Raw genomic sequence first — 17,700 nt, forward strand, 5'->3', positions numbered from 1 at the left:
TAATATAACAGCTTTATCATTATAACTTATAGTAAATCGAATTTCCAATAGAATGTTCATTTCTACATAAATTTCTTTATAACTCCGTTTGCATAGAAAAAGGAAGCTGAAAAACCAGCCTCCTTCTGTTGTTTTCATTCAATTTTTACCATTATTCCACACTGAAAAGATATGGATATACGGGTTGTTGACCTTGGTGAATCTCTACTTCAACATCTTCAAATTCTTCTGCGATTTCTTGGGCAATTTCATTGGCAAGTTCTTCGCTTCCGTCTTCACCGACATAGAAGGTTACGATTTCACTATCTTCGTCCAACATATGTTTCAAAGTTTCTGTCAAGGTTTGGTGCATGTCAGGATTTGACACGAGGATTTTCCCATCGACCATACCCAGATTATCATTTTCATGAATTGCTAATCCATCGATAGTTGTATCACGAACGGCTGTTGTTACACTACCGCTGATGACATCACCAAGGGCCGCAGTCATGCGCTCTTTGTTTTCTTCGATTGATTTGCTTGGATCAAAGGCAAGAAGGCTGGTCAACCCTTGAGGAATTGTACGTGCTTCTACCACAACAGCAGGTTGTTCAAGCACTTCAGCCGCAGACTGAGCTGCCATAAAGATATTTTTGTTGTTTGGCAAGAAGATAATGTTGCGAGCATTGACCTGTTCAACAGCCTTGATAAAGTCTTCTGTTGAAGGGTTCATTGTCTGACCACCTTCGATAACATAATCCACACCTTGGGCACGGAAGATATCTGCTAAACCTTGACCAGCTACTACTGCGATAAGGGCATACTCTTTTGTTTCAGCAGGCTTGTTGCCTTGAGTTGCTTCTTTTTCAACTTGCGCTTCGTGTTGGTTACGCATGTTGTCCACTTTTACCTTGATCAAGCTACCATATTTGAGACCTTCTTGCATGACAAGACCTGGATCTTCTGTATGGACGTGAACTTTGACAATCTCATCATCGTTGACAACAAGCAGTGAGTCGCCTAAGTCATTCAAGTAGTTACGGAATTCATCGTAGTCAAAGTCCTTAGAATAAGTTGGACCTTGTTTGAGGGCTACCATGATCTCCGTACAGTAACCGAAGGTAATATCCTCAGTTGCCACATGACCTGCTACAGACTTGTGGTGCTCTGCATTAATCATTTCACTCATGTTGGCAGGAGTAGCTACAAAGTCTTCAGAAGCACTGTATTCACCAGTAAGAGCTGAAAGGAATCCTTCGTAGATGAAGACCAAACCTTGACCACCTGAGTCTACCACACCAACTTCCTTAAGGACTGGAAGCATTTCTGGTGTCTTAGCCAAAGCTGCTTTTGCGCCTTCCAAGGCTGCACGCATGACCTCAACAGCATCATCTGTTTGCTCCGCTTTTTTCTTGGCACCAATAGCCGCTCCACGAGAAACAGTCAAAATGGTCCCTTCAACTGGTTTCATAACCGCTTTATAAGCTACTTCGACACCGGATTGGAAGGCAAGAGCCAAGTCTTGACCTGTTAATTCATCTTTTTCCTTGATAGCCTGAGAGAAGCCACGGAAGAGCTGAGAAGTGATAACCCCTGAGTTCCCACGCGCACCCATCAAGAGCCCTTTGGCAAGAATACTCGCTACTTCTCCAACTGTAGAAGCAGGCTTGTCTGCTACTTCTTTCGCACCATTTTCAATGGTCATTCCCATGTTTGTCCCAGTATCTCCATCTGGAACTGGAAAGACGTTCAATGAATTGACATATTCTGCTTGCTTATTCAAACGAGTTGATGCAGCTTGCACCATCTCTTGGAATAAACTGGTAGTAATTTTTGACACGATTATTCTCCTACAACTTTGATATTTTGAATGTAGACATTCACAGTCTGAGCAGTAATTCCTAGTTGATTTTCTAAACTAAAACGAACACGCTCTTGAATGTTTTTTGACACTTCGCTTATCTTTACTCCGTAGCTCAATACAGTATAAACATCAACTGCAATGCTACCATCTTCGGCTGCTTTTATAACAACACCCTTAGAATAATTTTCCTTACCAAGAAGGGCTTGGAAATTGTCTTTGAGGGCATTTTTACTAGCCATACCGACCACTCCAAAAATCTCAGTTGCGGCACCACCTACTACGGTTGCAATCACTTCATCTGTCAGTTCGATTTGACCATCTTTTGTATTAATTTTTACAGTCATTTTTTTTACCTCAACTAGTTGATACTCTATTTTATCATATTTCAGCCCAAGTGTAAAAGCAGAATGCTGTATCTGCGGATATTTACTCTATTTTTCAAATGGTTTTATCCTTAGAGCAAAAGAAAAAGACCAGTTAGGTCTTTTCATTTTTATTAAACGCGTTCAACTTTACCTGATTTCAAAGCACGAGCTGAAGCCCAAACTTTTTTAGGTTTACCATCGATAAGAACCGTAACTTTTTGAAGGTTTGGTTTTACGGCACGTTTTGTTTGGTTCATCGCGTGTGAACGGTTGTTTCCTGATACAGTCTTACGACCTGTAAAGTAACATACTTTAGCCATTGTGTTTTCCTCCTATTAGATCTAATATAGCGGATGTGCTAGCACCACATACCGTACTATGTTATCACACTTTCTCTATTTTGGCAAGGAAATTCGAAGACTTTTTAGTGTCTAAATTTTTGGGACTAGTCAAATATCCTTATAACTCCATAAGAAAGCGAGATTTTTCAGACAAAAAACTGGAAAAAGTTTCGGCTCTGTAATTTCTGTAGTGGGTAAAACCACTGTAGGAATGATGGAGCCTATTTGTTGTAGAAAAAAGTCCCATAAGATCTATAATGAAAAGCGACCAAACCATCATTAAAAAGACTTATATGGAACCATTCAATTTTATCACAAACACACTGGGGATCAAAGACTAGAACATTACTATTTTGGATGTTCTAGATGCTGGAACTCATAAAGAAATCATCGCTAAGCTGGATTATCCTGCTCCTAAATACCCTCACTTCCAAGGACAAATGACTAAATATGACTTCCGGAAAGAATCAAAAATTCCCTATTTAGAGTGTGCGGGTTACAAGACTCTCATTCGATTGAGAAAGCGCCGTTTCCGCTGTAAAATCTGTAAAAAAATGTCTGTCGCAATCAAGCCCTTAATCAGATTAAAGATAAAGAGGAGAAACATGAGTGGAGTCGTAACCATCAAAACGGCAGCTTTCGCAATCACACTCGGTAGGGTTTCCATTCCTGACCAGACAGCTTTTCCTAGCCAACGTAGGCCTTGTTTCCACTTCTTCTCTTCTTCAGACCTGGTAACTTCTGATTTTTTTGAGTTGGAGTGTAGTATCTATAACCACTTCTAGTCACATATGCATCCATTTTCGTGTCCTTTATCATCTCTCTTCCCCCTCTTTTTATGGCTTCATTATACCATGGATGAGGGGGAATTACTAGATGTTCTATTTTTTATGCTTACGAAAACCTGCAAGACCCAACAATCCCAAAATCATTCCCACAACTGGAAGCATGCTTGCTGCTGTTCCTGTATTTGGAAGTGATGGCTGCGGTTGTGGCTTGCCTGGTTCTTTAGGCTCTGGTTTTGGAGGTTCTGGCGTTGTTGTTGTCACTTTCGCTGTCATCTCTTGTAAATTGACTGTATTGATAAAGGTATTTTCAACCTTCCCAGCCGAGATACGTTCTACCTCGATGTAGAAGTCTGCATCAAAGGTTCCTTTAACGCCTAGAGAGTTTAGGAAGTCTTGATTGATAACATACGACCATTTGCCTGCTTTTTCGTCCCATTTGACGGCCACAATCTTCTTGAGGAAGTCAGGATTTGTATCCTGGTTCACTTCAAATAAGAAGGCATAAGCTGTACCTTTGACAATCTTGTCACCAGCTTTGACTACTTTACCATCCTTCAGGATGACATCATAAGGCAAGATAAGGTCTTTCTCAGCTGTGTACTCTGTACCCTTGAAAATGCCTTGCCACTTACCTGTATATCGATCATGAACCACATCTAACTGGTCACTACCGTCATATTGGAAGAGGCTATCATGTTTAGCTGGAACAGTTACGCCATCAAGTAGATAGCGGATGTATTGGCCAATCTGTACCTCTTGACCGTCCAAGACTTTCTTATTATTCTTTTGATCCAGGGCATGTTTCTCTGGCTTCACATCAGGAACTGAGACAGTCACAAGGTTTGATTGATAGCCATTCCCAAAGTCAATCTGTTTAAAGTCATTCTCGACTTTGTCCCCTGCTTTAACCAAGAGTTTGGCTGGAAGATCAACAGTAACATTCTTATTTGGTTTCACGTAGTTCTGATAGAAACTCTTAGAATCCTTGGCTACCCAGAGATAGAACTCACCTTTAGGTTGCAAGTTCAATTCCTTCAAAATTTTATTGATTGCATCAGTACGTCCTGCATCTGAAAGTACATGATACATGTCAAATAGGTTTTTCACGTCTTTACCAGCAGCAGTCATCTTGATCTTGCTGTGGTCAACTGTGAAGGCTTTGTCTTGAACATCATCTAAGATTGCAAACTCCTTACCAAGTGCGCTCGCTGAAGCAAGAGTTTTGGCATAAGAACTGTAGTCTGTCATCAAGCGGAAGGTCACGTTACGATCAAATGTTTTAGCACCATTGATATCCTTTCCAGAATGATCTAACACAGATTTGACTGGTTTTGGAGGTCTTGGAGTGTAGTTCGTAACAGTATTTGAGAAAACTTCATAGTTATTCACTAACACTTTATAAGTGTTGTCATAGAAGCCCTTGTCATAGATTGGTTTCCAGGTAATCACAGGAGCTTCTAAGCGCTTCCCTTCGTAGGTTGCAGTAAAGGTATAAGTATTCTTTCCTGCATCATAGGCAACGCTCCATCCCGCTTTCTCTGCAGTTGCTTTCGTCACAGCTACATCAGGAACTGCTCCAGCTTCGAGTGGATCAATGATAGTAATCTTGTCACCTTTTTTAAGGTTCGCATAGATATTGTCATGATTCAATGTGTAGAGCTGCGTATCGTTTTTAGCAACTGTTTGGCCATCTGTATTCGTTTTATCTGTGTCAGATACAGACTTGCGGACAGTAGGTTTATACTGCAATTTGTAACCGTGATAGCTTGCGGATAACTTCTGATTTTTAGTTTCAGATAGAGTTTTAAGCGCCAAGGTTGGTTTGGCTGGATTTTTCGCATTGACCAATTCAGCTGATACAGGTTCAGTCTTAACTGGCTTCACGGTTGTTTTAGTAATGGTTGCAGTAGCTGGAACTCCAACAACCGGCGCTAAAGCCTTCGTATTCAAAGCAAACCAGAAAGTTTGGCCACCTGAATTATCTGGTCCATCCCATTGGATAAATTCGGATGTGAAGGCTGTCCCTTCCTTAAAGACACCAAGTGCAGCTCCCTTGTATTGGTAAGGTGAGTCAGATTTATCCCAAAGATGCCCCACATCTTGTTGGTCGTTGTAGCCTTCAGCGCGAACATAACCATTATTCTTGTTATAGCTTACAGTTGAGCCGTTAATTTCAACATGAGTTCCGTTAATGGCTTTCGCACCTTCCCAACCAATACGATTGTGATTGAGTGAAGAATAGGTCAGGGTTGCAGGAGTCTTTTCACTTGCTTTGAAAGCTACTTCTTTCCCATCCACGTTGTAGTAGTAGGTATCCGTAACCAAGAAATTCATGTAGTCTGCTGGTACACCGGTTCCATCGTTACGAGCTACTACGAATCCTTCTGTTGGGTCATTCAAGACATAGACATCATTCAATCCTGTCTTCCCTTGATTAAGAATCTCGAATTTTCGATGGATACGAGAAATATCATGCTTTTTACCATCTGCAGTTGAAACAGTCAAACCTTTCAGATTAGTGTAGTCAACTTCTGTTTTCCATCCAGTGCCAACATCCTCGTATTTCAAGACTTTAGTCGAGTCAAGAATACGAGCATAGCCTGAGGTTCCTTTTGATGAGAGAATGTAACCTTTAGTAGTTACCTGCGCTCCTGGAGCAGAGGACTCCACTGTTGCTTCAGGATTTGCTGTCGCAACACTAATGGCTTGCAAGACTACTTCTTTTATGTAGCCTTCCGTGCTTGTCTTAGCTCGAAGCTCATCGTACTTCTTCTGCCATTCCGCTTGGGTCTGCTTAGCTTTGTCATAAGCTGCTTGGTTTTGTTCCCCAATTTGCTTCGCTTCATCAGCTGAAGAAACTTCCTGTGTTTTAGAGGTTAAAAGTACACCAGAGTTTTTCAAATCTGTTGATTTACGATCAGCATCTTGATTAACTTGATCACTAGCATTCTTCTTCTCTGCATAGGCAGCCATGATGGCTTTGTTAAGCTCCACTTTGCTTTTTGCAGTTGCAATAGCTTTGTCATTTTGTTTCTTCAATTCTTCTACTTCTGCGATTGAAGAAACGGTACGTGTCACAACCTTAACCGTTACATCCTTTTTCTCCAAATCTATTGCAGCAGCTTCTACTGCTTGATTTAATTCAGTAGCTTGTTTGACAGTAGCTTCGTACTTCCCTTTTTCTTCCAGGTAGGTTGAGACAGCTTGCTGATTTCCTGCTAAGACTTTCTTAGCTGTTTGAGTAGCTTTGTTGTTTTGAGTCGCTGTCCCATCTGTGGCAGTCGAACCATCATTCGTCACTGTAACAGTTGTTGATTGTTCGTGCTTGCCTTTTTCAGTGGCCACAAAGCTATTATTAGCTTGAATGGCTTCCTGCGCTTCCTTAAAGGCTTCATTGTTTTGAACTTGTTTTTCAGTCGTTTCTTCAAGTGCCTTTATTTGCTTAGTCTGGTCTTGTTTAATCTCAGCCTTAGACTGTTCAAGACTTGATGAGGTAGTATTTGTACCCTTATCAATGCTTGATGTCTCAGATACAACTACTCCAGCTTGTTTAGCCTTGTCAGCAGCCTTTGTGACTGCACTATTATCAATCGCTACGGACTGGCTTCCTGTTGTTTTACCAGCTTGTGTAGCGTACATGTTATTGTCGTTTTCAATTTCAGGCTGAACTGCTTCATCCGCCAATACAGAACCTGCAGAGAAGGCTACAATACCTGCAACTGCAATTCCTGATACCAGGCCTTTAGCCCATTTTTTCTTACGGAAATATCCGTGTCCTTGTGTTTTTTCTGCCATATATCTCTCCTTTTCTTAATTAAAATAGTTTTTTCTTGTAAAAGTAACCTACTGCTGTCAACAACATGCCACCAATTACAGCTGGGAAACTTTGTTCTGTTCCTGTGTTTGGCAAAGTTACCATTTTACCATCCGCAGTTGAAACACTGATTATCTTGTCTTCATTTGTAACAGCTCCAAGTGCTTCAGGAGCAACTACAGAACCATCTGAAAGGATAAGATGCCCATTTTGAGTGCTAACAATAGAATCACCTGTGCTAGTTTGAACAGGTGATTTCGTAATATCATGCACTGCCTGACCTATTGATGTAGATGCTGTTCCAATTTGTGACTTCCCTTTTTGTTAAACGCGTTCAACTTTACCTGATTTCAAGGCACGAGCTGAAGCCCAAACTTTTTTAGGTTTTCCATCGATAAGAACAGTAACTTTTTGAAGGTTTGGTTTTACGGCACGTTTTGTTTGGTTCATCGCGTGTGAACGGTTGTTTCCTGATACAGTCTTACGACCTGTAAAGTAACATACTTTAGCCATTGTGTTTTCCTCCTATTAGATCTAATATAGCGGATGTGCTAGCACCACATGCAGCACTATGTTAGCACACTTTCTCTATTTTAGCAAGGAAATTCGATGATTTTTTATTTAACGTAAACAACTCCAAGTTTACCAAAAGCGACTTCCCCACGGATAATCAAGGTTTTGTTTGTTGGCGCTACAGGAGCATCTGCCTTAGCTGCACCAAAGGAGGTTTCTACTTTCAAATCGACACGCCAGTGTTGTGGAACATAGACAGTTGCATTCCCGAAGGCCACTTCAATATTTAAAGTTGCAAAATCACCTAGCATCTCTGCATTATCATAGTAGATTTTAGCATCCCCAAAAGCGACTTCCACTTGGTCATCTACGAGATCTTGATCTTGCTTATAGAAGGTCCCGCTACCAAAAGCGACTTCCTTATCCGTGACGACTGTTTTTTTCCCATCGTACCACCATTTTTTTTCATTCCAGAACTTACTTGAATGCGTCAGATAACCAACACCGAGTACCACCAAGATGCTAGCCCAGATGAGAGAATGATTGGTAACTGGTAACAAGTCATAAGCGTAATTTGCAATGATGAGCGCTAATAACCCTGTAAAAACTGCCGAAGTGAGATGACGTCTAAGGATAGACTCAATGGACTTATAAGCAAAAAAGGCGATACCTAGTAAAGGCCATATCTTGCCATCCAAAGAAGGAATTCCAAAATTCCCTTGCAGCAAGATCCAGGCTGCTAAAACCAATAAAACAATACCAAATGCTTTCTTTTTCATGTTTTTTACCTCATGTTTCTTAGATTTTCTTTTAGGAGGGATTGGTAATGCCGTGAGACATGAACCTCCTTGTGCGTCTGATAGAAGGAAATGGTGCCCGTTCCTGAAAAGGACTTGTCCACTGAGTAAATCTGACGGATGTTTGCGATCGTTGACTTGGAAACTCGACTAAAATAGCGAGGTAAGATGGACTCCAACTCATAGAGCTTGAGGCGAACTTCATAGGCTTCCTTCTGGGTATGAGCGTAAATCTTGCTCCCTTCTGTCTCAAAGAAGAGGATTTCCGATAGGTCTAGATAATATTCACCTGTCCCCTTGTAAAAAGTCAACCTCGGAGCCTTTGACTCTTGCAAAAGCCGTTGCAAGTCCGCAATTTCATCTGTCAAAGCAGGTGTCTTGATGACAATTTCAGTTTCTTCTAAATTGCCGTCAATCTCAATTCGTAACTTCATCACATCTCCTTTCTGACTCTACTATATCAAAGCTAAATTAGGAAAACAAGGGAAAAAAAGCAAGTGGTCAATATGAAGCAGTAAGTGGTTGTTAGACTAGCTTGACTTACATGTCAAAAAAGGAAGAAAAGGAACCCCCACATGAGACCACAAGCGTAACCAACAAGCACATCCTTGGGATAATGCACACCCCCTAAAACCCTCACCAAGCCCAGCAAAGCTGAAAAGAGCAAGCATGCTAAGCCAACAGATAGACTAGCATGCAGACAGGCCATGGAGATGATAGTTGCCGAAAAGACATGGCGACTGGGCATCGACTGTCCCGAACTATCCTTTTCAAGAAGGGGACTGATGTCCCAAGTTTCATAAGGTCGCGGGTGATTGATTTTCTTACGAAAGAGGGACAAAATTACAAAGCCTGTAGCAGGGACAAGCAAATAGACCCCAACTTTCTGACCAAGTCCTAGCTGCAGGTAAGTAGTGACTAGCAAGGTTAGATAGACCAGGGGCATAGCTACTGTCATCAAACGATTAAAACTAATCAATAGAAACAAAAGGGTTGGATGGCTAGTTAGTTTGGAGCTAATGTTTCTATACCATTCTTGATAATTTTTCATTTATTCTTCTCATTATCATTTTATTTTTGCCTAGAAGTGAGGCACTTGTCTTCTAGTATAGTGCAGAAAAAGAAGGCCGTCAAGCCTTCTTTTGATTTATTCTTCTGCTTGGTCTTCTGTGAATTGGCTGTTGTAGAGATCCGCATAGAAGCCAGCTTGGCCCATCAATTCCTCATGATTTCCTTGCTCGATGATATTACCATCTTTCATGACCAAGATCAAATCTGCATTACGGATGGTTGACAAGCGGTGGGCAATGACAAAGGAGGTTCTACCCTCCATCAAACGGTCCATGGCTTTTTGAATCAACTCCTCTGTACGTGTGTCAACTGAGGATGTCGCTTCATCCAAAATCAAGAGCGGTGCATCCTTCAGCAAAGCACGAGCAATGGTCAAGAGTTGTTTTTGCCCAACAGACAAGGTCACAGTGTCATCCAAAACGGTGTCGTAACCGTCTGGCAAAGTCATGATAAAGTGGTGGATTCCCACAGCCTTGCTGGCTTCCATCATTCGTTCATCACTGATGTCTGTCTGATTATATATCAGGTTCTCTCGAATCGTTCCTTCAAAGAGCCAGGTATCCTGCAAGACCATTGAAAAGGCATCGTGTACTTCCGAACGCTTCATATCCTTGGTATCCACGCCATCGATGCGGATACTTCCCTTATCTATCTCATAGAACTTCATCAAAAGATTGACAATGGTTGTCTTACCAGCTCCAGTCGGTCCAACGATTGCGACCTTTTGACCTGCATGAGCCGTCGCAGAAAAGTCATGGATGATGGTGCGCTCTGGTGTATAGCCAAAGGACACATGATCAAAGACTACTTCCCCTTTCATATGGGCCAATTGTCTTTCCTTATGAGATTCATCCTGCATCTCAGCTTCAGCTAGAAATTCTAATACACGAGTCATGGCTGCACTCGCTTGTTGCAAGCTCGTAATCCCTTGGGCAATCTGTGACAGAGGTTGAGAGAAGGTCCGTACGTAAACCATAAAGGCTACAATAATCCCTATAGTGATATGCCCTTCTAACGCCAGCGCGGCCCCAACGATGATGACTAAGACATAACTAAAGTTCCCAACAAAGAACATGGCTGGCATCATGATACCAGAGATAAACTGAGATTTCCAGATACTGTCATGCAAGTCTTGGTTTAACCCTGCAAATCTCGCTTTGGAGGTGTCCACTGCGTTGTAGCTGGTCACTACATTATGGCCAGAGTACATCTCTTCCACATAACCATTGACGGCTGCTAGATTATTTTGCTGAGCTTTAAAATAACCCTGTGACTTGGCCATGATTACAGAAACCGCCGCAAAACCAACAAGGGTTGATACAACTGTTACCAATGCCAAAATCCAGTTCATCCCAAACATGGTCACCAAGACAGCAATCAACAAGAAACTAGCTGAAAGAACTGTCCCTAGACTTTGGTTGAGAGATTGCGCTGCTGTATCCACATCATTGGTCACGCGCGAAAGGGTATCTCCTTGTGAATGACGGTCAAAATAGCCAAGTGGCAAACGATTGATTTTTTCAGCGATTGCTGTCCGCAAGCGTTTTGAAAAATGCTGAATGCTCGTTGAAAAGATATAGGCCTGTGTATAGTTAAGGATGGCGCCAAATACATAGAGAATCACTAAAAAGCTAGCAATACTTGACACAGCCTCTAAATCAATTCCAGTCATCAAACCATCTGAAATCAAGTTTGTAATTTCTTTAATCTTAGTTGGACCATAAACGGTAATGATGCTTGAAATGACTGCAGCCACAACTGCTAGTAGGAGAGGGAGTTGGAGGCCTGCCATATAAGGTTTGCACTGTTTCCAGACCGACACTTTTTTATTTTCCATGTTCCAATTCCTCCTTCGATAGTTGTGAGTAGGCAATTTCTTGGTAGACTTCGTTGGTAGCTAGAAGTTCCTTGTGGGTGCCTTGTCCCACGACTTTACCTTGATCCAATACTAAGATTAGGTCAGCATCCATAATAGTAGAAATCCGTTGCGCTACGATGAGCTTGGTCATAGATTGTGTTTTTTCAGCAAGTTCTTGGCGCAAGATCCGGTCTGTCTTGTAGTCCAAGGCCGAGAAGGAATCATCAAAAATGAGGATTTCAGGCTTACGAGCCAAGGCACGCGCAATGGCCAAACGCTGTCTTTGACCTCCTGAGAAGTTGGTTCCGCCTTGGGCCACTTCTGATGCAAGTCCTGCTTCCTTGTCCTCGATAAAGCTTTTAGACTGGGCCAATTCCAAGGCTTGCCACATAGCAGCCTCGCTTAGAGGAGTTTCTTTGCTCTTACCAAAGTCCAAGTTCCCCTTGACATTTCCAGAAAAGAGTACAGCTTTTTGTGGAATATAGCCGACCTTATTGCGCAAATCTTCCAAATTGTAATCTTGTACATTGACACCATCCACTAGGATTTGTCCATCTGAAACGTCGTAAAAACGTGGCAAAAGGTTGACTAGGGTGGACTTTCCTGATCCAGTCGATCCGATGAAGGCTACGGTTTGACCCGCTTCTGCTTTGAAAGTGACATGTTCCACGACTGCTTCTGAGTTTTTAGAGTAGCGGAAAGTCACATCACGGAATTCCACTTGTCCTTGAACTGAAGGATCCGCTGTCTGTGCATGACTAGGATTTTCAATAGAAGAATGCAAATCCAATACTTGATTGATACGTCCTGCCGAAACCAAGGTACGAGGAAGAACGATAAAGAGTGCTCCCATGAGAAGGAAGCCCATCACGACCTGCATAGCATAGGACATGAAGACCACCATATCACTAAAGAGTGGCAGACGTTCTGCCAAACTTGCATCGTTGATGATATAGGCACCAATCCAGTAAATAGCTAAACTTAGTCCACTGGAAATCGCCATCATAATGGGATTCATAATGGCCATCAATCGATTGACAAAGAGATTGAGACGTGTTACCTCATCGTTGGCTGCTTCAAATTTCTTATCTTGGTAATCCTCGGCATTGTATGCGCGAACAACTCGAATCCCAGTCAAACTTTCACGAGTGATGCTATTGAGTTTATCTGTCAATTTTTGGATGACCGATTGTTTAGGAAAGGCCAGAGTCATAAGAACGGTTGTCATCAAGACATTGACAATAACAGCCACAACGACCGCCCAGAGCCAGTATTCCGATTTCCCAAGGATTTTTCCAATAGCCCAGATTGCCATGATTGGCCCACGAGTAACCACTTGCAAGCCCATGGTAAAGAGCATCTGTACCTGTGTGATATCATTGGTCGTCCGAGTCAAAAGACTTGGGATTGAAAAGCGCTTGATTTCTGTCTGTGAAAAATCCAAAACCTGATGAAATACGTCAGTGCGTAGATGAGTTGTATAGGATGCTGCAACGCGAGCAGCAAAGAAACCAACCATAATAGATGAAAAGAAAGCCAATAAAGACAAACCAATCATCTTCGCAGCTGGTGACCAGAGTTCACCCAATTGCGTTCCAGACGTTCCCAGTAATTCTGTAATTTGCGAAATATAAGTCGGCACCTCTAACTCGAGATAGACCGAGAAACAAGTGAAAAGAATCGTAAGGGCGATCATTCCCCACTCTTTTCCTGTAATACGTTTAGCGAGTTTCTTCATTCTCTCCTCCTATCTTCTCAACATTTTCTTGCAATTGCCCGAGTACCTTTTCAAAGATTGCCAAGTCTGACTTTGAAACCCCCTCTAGCAGACTGTGATCAATCCGATCAAAAAAAGCTTTAACTTTTTGCATCTGCGAACGCGATTTCTCCGTCAGGCGAACAAATTTTGCCCGCTTATCGCTCGGGCTCGCCTCTAACTCGACCAAACCATTTTGTACCATGCGCTTGACTAGATTACTCGCCACAGATTTGCTAATATTGAGTTCCTGCTCGATATCCTTAATCAAGACCAGTTCCTCTTTTTGTTCACAATGGTCTAAAAAACGCAGAACCTGCCCTTGCGGTCCACCCATAAATTCAATGCCACATCGCTTAGCTTCTTTCTGTACCATCAGATGAACCTGGTGTCCAAAACGTTTGAACATTAACATCGGCTTGTCCATGATTGCTCCTTTCTCACGACAAATATAGTTCTCACAAGAACTATTTAGGTTTCCATGAGAACTATTTTATCATTTTCAGAAAAGATGTCAAGAAAAAAGTTTCTATGAGAACTATCTTGGTTTAAATTGACATTAGGCAATATTTTTTCTATAATAAGCACTAACTACTGTGGATAGAAATCCATTCACTCGATGAAGGGAGAAAACTTTCAAATGAAACCAGAAGAACAAAGAGTTTTAGGAATCTTAGCAACTATTTTTGGAGCCATCGCACTTTTAGGATCCTGGATCCCATTTATTAACTATCTATCATTTTTCATCGCCATCGTCGCATTTATCTTGGGGATTATCGGCCTTATCGTCAACCTCAAAAAACGAAAAACCATGGCCATTATCGGAACAGCTCTGTCAATTGCTTCTATTGTACTTTTCTTTACGACCCAGGTACTGTACGCTAATGTCTACAAAGAGTTTGTCAGGGAGTTTAACCGTTCCTACAGCGAGGCGAGTGCCTCAATGGAACGCGAAGAAGAAAGCGACTTGACAGATGATAGCGCCTATTCCATCCCAGAGGAGGAAGAAGACGATAACTTCACTTGGACCCAAAAAGAGTTCGACGCCTTAATCGAAGGTGACCTTGACAACAAAGGAAAGGGTGGTACCAACTACAAGGATATTATTAAAAAACACGGACTACCAGACTCCGAGTTTGACTCCACTATTGGGGGTTACAATACGAGAAAAGTCACCTATCTCTCCATTGGTGACAAAATCAAGACTGTTACCCTAACTTTTGCAAAAGATGACAACGGGCAGCTCTTGCTGGTCCAAAAACATGCAGTTGGTCTAGGTCAAGGAAAAAGCAAGCAACAAAACGATTCTGAAAGTAGAGTCTAAGCTCCAATATAAAAAACGAACAGCTAGTAAAACTGTTCGTTTTTCTATTAGAATCCATCTACGTTTGTGTAGATCTTTTGTACGTCTTCGTCGTCTTCAAGAACGCTGTAAAGTTTTTCAAAGGTTTCAAGGTCATCACCCGACAATTCCACTTCAGACTGAGGAATCATTTCCAATTCAGTCACTTGGAATTCTTCGATGCCAGACTCACGAAGGGCAACGATAGCCTTGTGAAGGTCTGTTGGAGCTGTGTAAACCGTGATTGTTCCTTCTTCTGCTTCTACATCGTCCACATCCACATCTGCTTCGAGCAATTGCTCAAAGACTGCATCCGCATCTTCACCAGCAAATACGATAACCCCCTTGTTGTCAAAGAGGTAAGAAACTGAACCAGAAGCACCCATGTTTCCGCCGTTTTTACCAAAGGCAGCACGGACATTGGCTGCTGTACGGTTGACGTTAGAAGTCAAAGTATCTACAATCAACATAGAACCATTTGGTCCAAAACCTTCATAACGTCCTTCTGTAAAGGTTTCGTCTGTGTTTCCTTTTGCTTTATCAATCGCTTTATCGATAACGTGTTTTGGCACTTGGGCTTGTTTAGCACGGTCGATAACGAATTTCAAAGCAGTGTTTGATTCTGGGTCTGGATCCCCTTTTTTAGCTGCTACATAGATTTCTACACCAAATTTTGCATATACTTTAGAGTTAGCTCCATCTTTAGCCGTTTTCTTGGCTACGATATTGGCCCATTTACGTCCCATTAGGAATCTCCTTTTTTCACATTTTAATCTTTCTTATTATAACACAAGTTTTTTCGATTTTCACTAGAGGAAATGGATTTTATTCAGCAAATCCAGCTAGGATTGTCCTTTAACTACCAAGATTTCCTTGCCTTCTTTTATCAGGGAATGGCGGAAAAGTGAAAAGTACAGTTGGGTGGTCATGGCAACCCAGATAAGAGGTTCACAGAGGATGACTCCCCTATAGCCCGCCCAAGGGATAATCAAAACCACAAAAACGATTTTCCCGATTAGTTCTATAAAGCTAGAAACTAGAGGGAGGACTTTCTGACCCAATCCCTGCAAGCAATTGCGATAAATCAGCAAAAGGCTCAAAATCGGATAAAAGACTGAACTGATTTGCAGGTAGAGACTACCGTTTTCTACCAAGTAAGTATCTGTTGAACTGGCCAAGAAGGAAACCAAGGTCGGACTAGCAAAAATGAGGAAAATACAAACAAAACCTGCCCAGGACATGCTCAAACGACTCCCAATACCAAGACCTTGAACAATGCGGTCTGGTCGCTTGGCCCCGAGATTTTGAGAGGCAAAGGTCGTCATAGCAGAAGAAATAGCCGTCATCGGAAGGAGAGCAAAAGCCATAATGCGTCGAGCTGCTGTTTGGGCACTAATAATCACAGCTCCAAAAGTATTGACCGAAGATTGTAAAATCACACTACCGATAGACACAATGGAACTCATCAAACCCATAGCCAAACCTTGCTCTAAAAGATCCGCGTACAAGGCCTTGTCCCATTTAAAATGCTTGAGTTGAGGAAGCAGTTCTGGAACACTCTTACGGATATAATAAAAGCAGAGAACAGCTGATAAGCCTTGCGAAATGATGGTAGCAAGCCCTGCGGATTGAACTCCCAGATGCAGTTGCGTAATGAAATACAAATCCAGAACCACATTGACCAAGGCAGAAAAAATCAGAAATCCAAGAGCTGCTAGACTGTCTCCAATGGACCGCAACAAACCTGCAAAGAGATTATAGGCAAAGCTGACGCCTACACAGGTCACAATCATAGAAATATATTGATAGGACTGAGGAAGGATTTCTGCAGGAGTATCTAAATATTGCAAGAGTGGATACAGACCGACAAATCCCATCAGCATGACCACAATGCTCAAAAGAGCACCTAAAATCCAGGTAGCTGCTACTGCTTCCTTGATCTTTGTAAAATTCCGAGCCCCATAATAGCGGGCAATGACGATCCCCATGCCATTGCCAACACCAAGCGTAAAGCCTATAATCAAGTCAAAAATGGCAGTTGTCGCCCCTACTGCTGCCAAGGAATCTTGACCAAGAAATCGTCCAACAATCAAGACGTCAGCTGTATTATAGAGCTGTTGGAAAATATTTGACAGCAAGATTGGAAAGGCAAAGCTTAACAGCGCAGGAAGAATAGGACCATGTATCAAGTCCACGGATCGTTTCTTATTCATAAAGCTATTATATCAGCTTTCTAAAGGAGCGACAAGGCTCTATCACTAAGTTTGCAATCAATTGCTTACAGAGAGACAATTTGCTATAATCAAGAAAAGGAGGTCATTTATGAATTTGACCAGTCAATTAATAACCGATGCATTTCCCGATCTGGATAAGGTTGAAAAGCTAAACAAGGAAGCTTTCCCCAAGGAAGAACGAGTCCCTCTATCCGAGTTCTTGCGCTATCAGGACCGAGAAGACGCTCACTTTTTTGCCTTTTATAACCAAGAAGAGTTTGTCGGCTTTGCTTTTGCCATCTCCAATCAAAAAGCTTTTTATATCAGCTTTTTTGCCATCATGCCCCACTTGAGAAGCCACGGATATGGAAAAGAAATCATCGAAAAGCTGACTGATTTTTACCAGCGAACCATGTTATTGGAAGTCGAGCGATTGGACGAAGAATGCGATAACTTGGAGCAGAGAAAGGCACGCATGGACTTCTACCGCCAAAATGGTTTCAAAACAGCCAATGCTTTTCTAGAGTACGAAGGTTTGAGTTTTGAAATTCTCTACCGTGGCGACTATTTTGACGAAGAAGCCTATCGCGACATCTTCCAAAAGCTACAGAATGAACATTATTTTGACTTTCATATAGAGTATCGTCGTTTTAGTGACCATTAAACAGGACTTATCCATCCAGTGAAGAACCTCTCTTTTTCGATAGAAGCTACATATAAAAATGCATGTAATCTACGATTACATGCATTTTTTATTTTCAACTGATCAGAATAAACTTTTATTCTCTCTATGGCTTAAGCTTCTGCATTGCCTTCCGGAAGAAGGAAGTAGAGAATAGCATAAGCTAAGATTCCAGAACCACCAAGTAGGGTGAAGATAATCCAAAGTGCACGAACAAGTGTGTGGTCCATGTTAAAGTAGTCACCGATACCAGCACAAACACCAGCAATCTTTTTGTCTTGTACGTTTCGAACAAGGCGTTTTTCCATTATAGTAGT

Annotated in this window: 16 protein-coding genes and 3 pseudogenes; 3 read left to right on the forward strand and 16 right to left on the reverse strand. The window is 41.9% G+C overall.

Translation table 11 applies throughout. The annotated features are described in order from the left end of the window. Positions 1-151: 151 nt before the first annotated feature. The 3 genes from CO686_RS07870 to rpmB (CO686_RS07880) all read right to left on the reverse strand — a co-directional run bounded on the left by CO686_RS07870 (position 152) and on the right by rpmB (CO686_RS07880) (position 2,528). On the reverse strand, positions 152-1,819 hold the full coding sequence (locus tag CO686_RS07870) for a DAK2 domain-containing protein (protein ID WP_000036688.1): 1,668 nt from the start codon (positions 1,817-1,819) through the stop codon (positions 152-154). Positions 1,820-1,821: 2 nt separating this feature from the next. Beyond that, on the reverse strand, positions 1,822-2,187 hold the full coding sequence (locus tag CO686_RS07875; protein WP_000216434.1) for an Asp23/Gls24 family envelope stress response protein: 366 nt from the start codon (positions 2,185-2,187) through the stop codon (positions 1,822-1,824). Between the two features lie 152 nt (positions 2,188-2,339). Continuing rightward, complete coding sequence (rpmB, locus tag CO686_RS07880; protein WP_001140948.1) at positions 2,340-2,528, reverse strand: 50S ribosomal protein L28; 189 nt, start codon at positions 2,526-2,528, stop codon at positions 2,340-2,342. A 365-nt stretch (positions 2,529-2,893) separates the two neighbouring features. On the opposite strand from rpmB (CO686_RS07880), the pseudogene CO686_RS07885 reads away from it, so the two are divergent. Further along, a pseudogene (locus CO686_RS07885) lies at positions 2,894-3,178 on the forward strand (transposase family protein); the annotation flags it as partial. Here CO686_RS07885 and CO686_RS10565 read toward each other — a convergent pair. The 10 genes and pseudogenes from CO686_RS10565 to CO686_RS07935 form a co-directional block, all read right to left on the reverse strand. Continuing rightward, positions 3,103-3,368 (reverse strand): annotated as a pseudogene (locus tag CO686_RS10565) (hypothetical protein); the annotation flags it as partial. The pseudogenes CO686_RS07885 and CO686_RS10565 sit on opposite strands and share 76 nt — an antisense overlap. 62 nt (positions 3,369-3,430) lie before the next feature. Beyond that, a complete protein-coding gene (locus tag CO686_RS07895; RefSeq protein ID WP_049500479.1) occupies positions 3,431-7,132 on the reverse strand; it encodes an SspB-related isopeptide-forming adhesin in 3,702 nt (1,233 codons plus the stop codon). 19 nt (positions 7,133-7,151) lie between these two features. Beyond that, positions 7,152-7,475: pseudogene (locus CO686_RS07900) on the reverse strand (LPXTG cell wall anchor domain-containing protein); the annotation flags it as partial. Next, positions 7,476-7,664 (reverse strand): 50S ribosomal protein L28, encoded by a 189-nt coding sequence (gene rpmB, locus CO686_RS07905; RefSeq protein WP_001140948.1) that lies wholly within the window; start codon positions 7,662-7,664, stop codon positions 7,476-7,478. 104 nt (positions 7,665-7,768) lie between these two features. Beyond that, entirely contained in the window at positions 7,769-8,443 is a 675-nt protein-coding gene (locus CO686_RS07910; protein ID WP_096753702.1) for a LiaF transmembrane domain-containing protein, read from the reverse strand. Between the two features lie 5 nt (positions 8,444-8,448). After that, a complete protein-coding gene (locus CO686_RS07915; protein ID WP_000776583.1) occupies positions 8,449-8,895 on the reverse strand; it encodes a LytTR family DNA-binding domain-containing protein in 447 nt (148 codons plus the stop codon). A 113-nt stretch (positions 8,896-9,008) separates the two neighbouring features. Next, a complete protein-coding gene (locus tag CO686_RS07920; RefSeq protein WP_070799925.1) occupies positions 9,009-9,512 on the reverse strand; it encodes a phosphatase PAP2 family protein in 504 nt (167 codons plus the stop codon). Positions 9,513-9,608: 96 nt separating this feature from the next. Next, positions 9,609-11,369: an ABC transporter ATP-binding protein gene (locus CO686_RS07925; RefSeq protein ID WP_096753703.1), complete on the reverse strand. Its 1,761-nt coding sequence runs from the start codon at positions 11,367-11,369 to the stop codon at positions 9,609-9,611. Continuing rightward, the gene (locus CO686_RS07930; RefSeq protein WP_049500047.1) at positions 11,359-13,128 is read right to left on the reverse strand and encodes an ABC transporter ATP-binding protein; all 1,770 of its coding nucleotides are present in this window, start codon (positions 13,126-13,128) and stop codon (positions 11,359-11,361) included. Before CO686_RS07930 ends, CO686_RS07925 begins: the two co-directional genes overlap by 11 nt. Further along, on the reverse strand, positions 13,112-13,573 hold the full coding sequence (locus tag CO686_RS07935) for a MarR family winged helix-turn-helix transcriptional regulator (RefSeq protein WP_049500046.1): 462 nt from the start codon (positions 13,571-13,573) through the stop codon (positions 13,112-13,114). The genes CO686_RS07930 and CO686_RS07935 overlap by 17 nt, the downstream gene beginning before the upstream one ends. A 192-nt stretch (positions 13,574-13,765) precedes the next feature. Between CO686_RS07935 and CO686_RS07940 the strand changes: the two genes are divergently transcribed. Then, positions 13,766-14,470: a CD20-like domain-containing protein gene (locus CO686_RS07940; protein WP_096753704.1), complete on the forward strand. Its 705-nt coding sequence runs from the start codon at positions 13,766-13,768 to the stop codon at positions 14,468-14,470. Between the two features lie 47 nt (positions 14,471-14,517). Here the strand turns inward: CO686_RS07940 and CO686_RS07945 are convergent, their stop codons facing one another. Together CO686_RS07945 and CO686_RS07950 are read right to left on the reverse strand one after the other, a co-directional pair. Further along, a complete protein-coding gene (locus CO686_RS07945; protein WP_000532893.1) occupies positions 14,518-15,234 on the reverse strand; it encodes a YebC/PmpR family DNA-binding transcriptional regulator in 717 nt (238 codons plus the stop codon). A 96-nt stretch (positions 15,235-15,330) separates the two neighbouring features. Continuing rightward, a complete protein-coding gene (locus tag CO686_RS07950) occupies positions 15,331-16,701 on the reverse strand; it encodes an MATE family efflux transporter (RefSeq protein WP_096753705.1) in 1,371 nt (456 codons plus the stop codon). Between the two features lie 109 nt (positions 16,702-16,810). Here CO686_RS07950 and CO686_RS07955 point away from each other — a divergent pair, with 109 nt between their 5' ends. After that, on the forward strand, positions 16,811-17,365 hold the full coding sequence (locus CO686_RS07955) for a GNAT family N-acetyltransferase (RefSeq protein WP_001054828.1): 555 nt from the start codon (positions 16,811-16,813) through the stop codon (positions 17,363-17,365). Between the two features lie 131 nt (positions 17,366-17,496). On the opposite strand, the gene CO686_RS07960 is transcribed toward CO686_RS07955, so the two are convergent. Beyond that, positions 17,497-17,691, reverse strand: coding sequence for a PspC domain-containing protein (locus CO686_RS07960; protein WP_000415527.1), 195 nt, complete (start codon positions 17,689-17,691; stop codon positions 17,497-17,499). Between the last annotated feature and the right edge of the window lie 9 nt (positions 17,692-17,700).

Source organism: Streptococcus oralis, from assembly GCF_002386345.1.
Taxonomy (GTDB): domain Bacteria; phylum Bacillota; class Bacilli; order Lactobacillales; family Streptococcaceae; genus Streptococcus; species Streptococcus oralis_S.

Coding starts and splice junctions, on each gene's coding strand:
- CO686_RS07875 (WP_000216434.1), bottom strand. CDS start 2,187: ATGACTGTAAAAATTAATACAAAAGATGGTCAAATCGAACTGACAGAT.
- CO686_RS07925 (WP_096753703.1), bottom strand. CDS start 11,369: ATGGAAAATAAAAAAGTGTCGGTCTGGAAACAGTGCAAACCTTATATG.
- CO686_RS07940 (WP_096753704.1), top strand. CDS start 13,766: ATGAAGGGAGAAAACTTTCAAATGAAACCAGAAGAACAAAGAGTTTTA.
- CO686_RS07950 (WP_096753705.1), bottom strand. CDS start 16,701: ATGAATAAGAAACGATCCGTGGACTTGATACATGGTCCTATTCTTCCT.
- CO686_RS07955 (WP_001054828.1), top strand. CDS start 16,811: ATGAATTTGACCAGTCAATTAATAACCGATGCATTTCCCGATCTGGAT.
- CO686_RS07960 (WP_000415527.1), bottom strand. CDS start 17,691: ATGGAAAAACGCCTTGTTCGAAACGTACAAGACAAAAAGATTGCTGGT.
- CO686_RS07945 (WP_000532893.1), bottom strand. CDS start 15,234: ATGGGACGTAAATGGGCCAATATCGTAGCCAAGAAAACGGCTAAAGAT.
- CO686_RS07935 (WP_049500046.1), bottom strand. CDS start 13,573: ATGGACAAGCCGATGTTAATGTTCAAACGTTTTGGACACCAGGTTCAT.
- rpmB (WP_001140948.1), bottom strand. CDS start 7,664: ATGGCTAAAGTATGTTACTTTACAGGTCGTAAGACTGTATCAGGAAAC.
- CO686_RS07895 (WP_049500479.1), bottom strand. CDS start 7,132: ATGGCAGAAAAAACACAAGGACACGGATATTTCCGTAAGAAAAAATGG.
- CO686_RS07915 (WP_000776583.1), bottom strand. CDS start 8,895: ATGAAGTTACGAATTGAGATTGACGGCAATTTAGAAGAAACTGAAATT.
- rpmB (WP_001140948.1), bottom strand. CDS start 2,528: ATGGCTAAAGTATGTTACTTTACAGGTCGTAAGACTGTATCAGGAAAC.
- CO686_RS07920 (WP_070799925.1), bottom strand. CDS start 9,512: ATGAAAAATTATCAAGAATGGTATAGAAACATTAGCTCCAAACTAACT.
- CO686_RS07910 (WP_096753702.1), bottom strand. CDS start 8,443: ATGAAAAAGAAAGCATTTGGTATTGTTTTATTGGTTTTAGCAGCCTGG.
- CO686_RS07930 (WP_049500047.1), bottom strand. CDS start 13,128: ATGAAGAAACTCGCTAAACGTATTACAGGAAAAGAGTGGGGAATGATC.